The organism is Deltaproteobacteria bacterium, assembly GCA_016875225.1.
In the GTDB taxonomy this organism is placed as follows: Bacteria; Myxococcota_A; UBA9160; order SZUA-336; family SZUA-336; genus VGRW01.
Map to the genome: position 1 here is coordinate 1 of VGRW01000141.1, position 4,757 is coordinate 4,757.

The 4,757-nt window shown below is 65.9% G+C and carries 6 protein-coding genes; 2 read left to right on the forward strand and 4 right to left on the reverse strand.

Annotated features, from left to right (window positions below):
* The first annotated feature begins 112 nt into the window (after positions 1-112).
* Positions 113-775 carry a DUF4197 domain-containing protein gene (locus tag FJ108_17925; GenBank protein ID MBM4337770.1) on the forward strand — a complete coding sequence of 221 codons (663 nt, stop codon included), beginning with the start codon at positions 113-115 and terminating at the stop codon, positions 773-775.
* 18 nt (positions 776-793) lie between these two features.
* Here the strand turns inward: FJ108_17925 and FJ108_17930 are convergent, their stop codons facing one another.
* The 4 genes from FJ108_17930 to FJ108_17945 are packed head-to-tail and all read right to left on the reverse strand — an operon-like array spanning position 794 to position 4,231.
* On the reverse strand, positions 794-1,894 hold the full coding sequence (locus FJ108_17930; GenBank protein MBM4337771.1) for a hypothetical protein: 1,101 nt from the start codon (positions 1,892-1,894) through the stop codon (positions 794-796).
* A 19-nt stretch (positions 1,895-1,913) separates the two neighbouring features.
* Entirely contained in the window at positions 1,914-3,038 is a 1,125-nt protein-coding gene (locus tag FJ108_17935; protein MBM4337772.1) for a ferritin-like domain-containing protein, read from the reverse strand.
* Between the two features lie 36 nt (positions 3,039-3,074).
* Positions 3,075-3,515, reverse strand: a complete 441-nt coding sequence (locus tag FJ108_17940; GenBank protein MBM4337773.1) for a hypothetical protein — start codon at positions 3,513-3,515, stop codon at positions 3,075-3,077.
* A gap of 35 nt (positions 3,516-3,550) precedes the next feature.
* Positions 3,551-4,231: a TetR/AcrR family transcriptional regulator gene (locus tag FJ108_17945; protein ID MBM4337774.1), complete on the reverse strand. Its 681-nt coding sequence runs from the start codon at positions 4,229-4,231 to the stop codon at positions 3,551-3,553.
* A 141-nt stretch (positions 4,232-4,372) separates the two neighbouring features.
* Here FJ108_17945 and FJ108_17950 point away from each other — a divergent pair, with 141 nt between their 5' ends.
* Positions 4,373-4,714, forward strand: coding sequence for a hypothetical protein (locus FJ108_17950; protein MBM4337775.1), 342 nt, complete (start codon positions 4,373-4,375; stop codon positions 4,712-4,714).
* Positions 4,715-4,757: the final 43 nt, after the last annotated feature.

The window sequence follows — 4,757 nt, forward strand, 5'->3', positions numbered from 1 at the left end:
TCAACGCCTGGCTGCAGAACTTCCGCCGCGTCGTCACCCGCTGGGAGTACAAAGCCCAGAACTACCGAGCATTCGTCCAACTCGCCTGTATCTGCATCATGCTGAGACAATTTTGAGACTGCCTCTAGCCGTATCGCTGGCCGGGATGATCGTGCTTGCCGCCACGCCGCTCTCCGAGGGGACCACCGCCTCGGGCCTGAAAGAGGCGCTTCGCGTCGCGACCGAGCGAGCCGTGCAGAGCACCTCGAAGACGAACGGCTTCCTCGACAACCAGAAGATCCGCATCGGACTTCCGGGCAAGCTCTCGTCGGTGGCAAGCGCCCTGCGCGGCATCGGCATGGGCGCGCAGGTGGACGAGCTCGAGGTGGCCATGAATCACGCCGCCGAGAAGGCCGCGGGCGAGGCCACCCCCGTATTCGTCGACGCAATCACGCAGATGAGCTTCGACGACGCGCGCGGAATCCTGACCGGCGGCGACACCGCCGCGACTCAGTACTTCCAGAAGACCACGAGCGATCCGCTGCGCACGCGCTTCGGCCCGATCGTCGCCGACGCGATGAAGGACGTCGGCGTGAACAAGCTCTACGAGCAGCTGATCGGCCGCTACACGTCGTCCGTCCCGTTCGCTTCCGCGCCGAAGCTCGACCTGAACCGCTACGTCACCGACAAGACGCTGTCGGGCCTGTTCACCGTCGTGGGCGAGGAGGAGAAGAAGATCCGCACCAACCCCACCGCCCGCGCGACGGATCTGTTGAAGCAGCTCTTCGGCTCCTAGCTCGCCCTCGGACCGGCGCTACGCCTCGAGGCTCCGCACGAACGCCTCGATCGGGCTGTGCTCGCTCGCGAGCCCTGCCGCGCGGCGTCTCGCCGCGTGCTCGTTCGCGAAGCGCCGGTACAGCGCCATCACGCGCGGCACGGCCGCGGCCGCCCCGGCGCGATTGCCCGCGGTGATCAGCGCCAGGCTCGAGATGAAGATCGGCGCGCCCAGCAGGCCGACGGCGGAGTTCTCCACCTCGTCGAGGTGGTTGGCGATGGCCGTCGCCTCGTGGGGTCGCGTCGCGATCAGGTAGCGCATGTGCCCGATCCCGTAGGCGATCGAGCGCGTGACGTCCTGGACGCCGAAGCGCGCGATCGTCTCGTCGGCCTTGTTCGTCGAGACGGCGCCCATGTGGCGCATCAGCGACTGCATCAGGCCGCAGAGCAGCAGGTACCCGGACGCCGAGGCGCACGGGTAGGTGCTCGCGTCGAAGACGGCCTTCATCAGCTCGCCCAGCGGCGCGTGGTCACGACCGAGCCCGGTTCCGCCGGCGATGGCGCGCTTGCGGAACACGTCCGCGAGCTGGGCCGCGTCGAACATCTGCGTGCACTGCCACATCTTGAGCTCGACCAGCTCCTGGTTGATGCGCCAGACCCACTTCGAGGGGATGTCGCCCAGGACCGTCGCCATGCTCGTGAGATCCGTGTACAGCTGCGCCATCGCCCGCTCGAAGTCGGGCGAATGGTCGAGCTTCTCCACCGCTTCCCAGGGGACCTCCCGCGACGGGATCCAGTGCCGAGCCTTCGACTCCTCGTAGAGATCGGGCGCGTTCTCGGACCACACCTCGCTCTTGCGATTGATGTCGTAGCCCAGGTGCGGCAGACCCGGAGACAGGACCGCCCCGCGCGGCGCCATCGAGTAGTTGTGGCGGATCTTCTCGGGAATCTGATCCCACCCGTAGCGACCCACATTGGTGTCGCCGAAGGTGAGCCCGCGCCGCGGATGGCTCGGCCGACAGTTCGCGTCCTCGCGGCCGCAGGTCATCCAGTCGAGCGTCAGCTTGCCCTTCAGGATCTCGACCGAGCGCGCCAGGATCTCCGGGTTGTTGAAGAAATCGTCTCTCGCGTAGTAGCCCATCTCGTTTCCTTTCCTCGGCTCAGCCCATGATTCCGGCGATCATCCGCTTCTGCAGCTCGAGCAACGGGCTGCGGGTGCGGCGCTCGGGCAGGCCGGCGCGCTCGGCGCGGTGGAAGTACTCCTCGATCTGCTTGCCCTGGAACGCGCCCACGGTCTGGATGCCGGTGCGGATGCAGTCGGGCGTGGTGCCCTTGCCGCCGAGCACGATCATCGACTCGAGCTGATCGGGGTTGAACAGACCGGAGAGGTGCCGCTCGGCCTCGTCGAGGAAGCCGTTGATCTGCGGGCGGACCTCCGGGCAGTTGTCCATCAAGTACTTCAGGTGCTGCAGCCCGTACGAGACGTGGCGCGCCTCGTCCTGCATGACCAGCTGGAACATGCGCTGCTCGACCGGCGTCGGCGAGATGTACTCGCTGGAGCGGAAGAGCGTGAGGATGAAGCCCTCTCCCAGCACGTGCAGGAACACGCTGCCCTCGCTGTAGCTGTCGGCCTCGAGGATTCCCTTCAGCGCGTGCTCGCCGCGCACGCTGGCGCGCAGCAGCCCGGCGCCCGCGAGCGCCCGCTTGCGAAACACTTCCGCGTGTCGGGCTTCGTCGATCGCCTGCGTGGCGATGAAGTTCTTCACGTCCTGGAAGTAGCTGTTCATGTGGTGGCTCCACTTCGCCGGCAGGTCGGTCGCGATCATCTCGACCTCGGAGAGCAGCGTGCAGAGCTGACAGAACGCGACTTCGATGTCCTCGGGGATCTCATACTTGTCCATGTCGCCCCAGGGAACGTCGGTGGTGGCGTTCCACTGCCGGCTCATGGCCTCTTCCCAGTAGCTCTGGACGCGGTACGCCCAGACGTCGGACTTCTTGTTCAGCGACGGACCGAGGTCCGGCTGCTCCGCGCCCTCGAGCAGGATCGCGCCGCGCGGGGCCACGCCGCGGTTCTCGCGCACCACCTCGGGCGTGTTGTCGATCGCGTTGACGCCGACTTCGCAGTCCTCGAGCGTCAGGCCGCGCCGCGGATCGGCGCGTCGGACCTTCACTTCCTCGCGCGCTCGGTCGAGCCACCCGAAGTCGAGGTTGCCCTTCTTGATGTCGCGGATGCGAAGGTTGAAGTCGGAGTTGTACGAGAAATCATTGGTTCCGTAGTAGCTCATGATCGTCCTCCCGTGCTGGCCATGAAGGCCGGCTGGCTATGCCCACTCGATCTTGAGATCGGCCGCCTGGTTCACGAACGCCTGGATCGTCGCCATGAAGCGATAGAACTTGTCGTGCCCCTCCGGATCGTCGTAGACGACCTTCATCCGGTCACCGACGTGCGAGAGGCTGTTCAGCGTGTACGACGGCGTCGGCTGTCCGCCGCCCTTCTGGATCACCTCGAACATCTCCTTCCAGAGCGCTAGCGGAGCTTCGAGCGTGAAGTCGAATCCTGCCCCGCTGGGGCTCGAGACCTCGCGCACGTCCGAGCACTCGAACACGTCGAACCGGAGCGAGTAGAGGTGCGGGTTCGAGCCCGTCACCTTCACGCCCATCACCGTGTCGCAGAAGCCGAGCTTCTCGAACTCCGCCGGGTTCGCCTTCATGCGACGCGCCAGCTCCTGAAAGAAGTCCACCGAAGGGAATTTGACCGCCATTGCTGCTCTCCTCGCTCCGTTTGGGTCTTGATCGTCTACGACGCTGTCGCGGGCCAGCCCTCGACGCCGAGGTAGCCCAGAAAAGCGCGCGTCAGCTCCGCTGCCAGCTTCTCGTCCGAGGCGGGAATCCCGTGGATTCCACCCTCGCCAAATAGAATCGCCTGCTCGAGGGTCGCGAAGACCAGGCGCAGCCCGAACGCAACCGCCGTTGCCGGATCGGGATGACGGATCCGCTCGGCCCGGGGCAGCAGGAGCGCGCAGAGGTGGTCGCTCACGTGCGCCGCCAGGCGCTCCTTTCGCTCGACCATCTGCGGCTCGCTTCGCGTGTGCACCATCAGCTCGCGAAGCACCCCGCCGCCCTCGCGGTAGATCTGCACCAGGAACGCGACCAGCTCGCTCACGATCTCGTCGATGCCCGCGCCATCCCAGCGCTCGGGGTCGAGGGTGACGTCGGTCGTCAGGTGCGCCTCCTCGACGAAGCGGTCCTGCAGGCAGTGCAGCACACCGATCTTGTCGTGGAAGCGCGAGTACACCGCGCCGACCGAGAACCCCGCGCGCGCCGCGATGTCCGCGACGGTGACGTCGTCGAATCCCTTGTTCGCGATCAGCGCCTCGGCGCTGTCGAGCAGGCGTTCGAGCGTCTCCTGGCTCCGCGCCTGGCGCACGGGCTGGATCCACTGGAAGCGGGAAGTCGCTCGCGTCTCGCTCAAATACATCCGGGGGGATCCTGCAGGTTGGGCCGAACGATAATTCGTATTCAGTTTTCCGTCAATCGGGAATGCGGGCCCCGCAGGCAGGATTCTCGATTGACCGGGCCCCGAGGCCCCGCGTAGTGTCGACCACACGGTAGGTGGTCGATGCCCCGCGCGCGTCAGTACCTGATCGCCCTTGTCTTCTCCCTTTCCGTCGCCGGCGCCGCTCGGGCGGGAACGGTAGAGATCTACGTGGGCTTCGGCGGCACACAGCTCTACGTCTTGAACTCGCTCAGCATCGACCTCGGCGCGATCGACATCCTGGTCAGTGGGGCGACCGGCTTCACGCCGAATCCGGCGAATCTCGGAATCTCACCGGCCGACACGTCCTATGTCTCGCGGCCGATTCCCGGCTACGCGTGGGACTCGCTGGTAATCAGCAACCTCAGAAACTGCGTCTCGATTGGGTCAAGCGGCTTTAAGTGTGTAGAAGCGGTCCCAAAATAGATGTTGCGCTACGGTGTAGCCAACGCGAGTTCGGGCAGCGGGT

Coding starts and splice junctions, on each gene's coding strand:
- FJ108_17930 (MBM4337771.1), bottom strand. CDS start 1,894: ATGGGCTACTACGCGAGAGACGATTTCTTCAACAACCCGGAGATCCTG.
- FJ108_17935 (MBM4337772.1), bottom strand. CDS start 3,038: ATGAGCTACTACGGAACCAATGATTTCTCGTACAACTCCGACTTCAAC.
- FJ108_17940 (MBM4337773.1), bottom strand. CDS start 3,515: ATGGCGGTCAAATTCCCTTCGGTGGACTTCTTTCAGGAGCTGGCGCGT.
- FJ108_17945 (MBM4337774.1), bottom strand. CDS start 4,231: ATGTATTTGAGCGAGACGCGAGCGACTTCCCGCTTCCAGTGGATCCAG.
- FJ108_17950 (MBM4337775.1), top strand. CDS start 4,373: ATGCCCCGCGCGCGTCAGTACCTGATCGCCCTTGTCTTCTCCCTTTCC.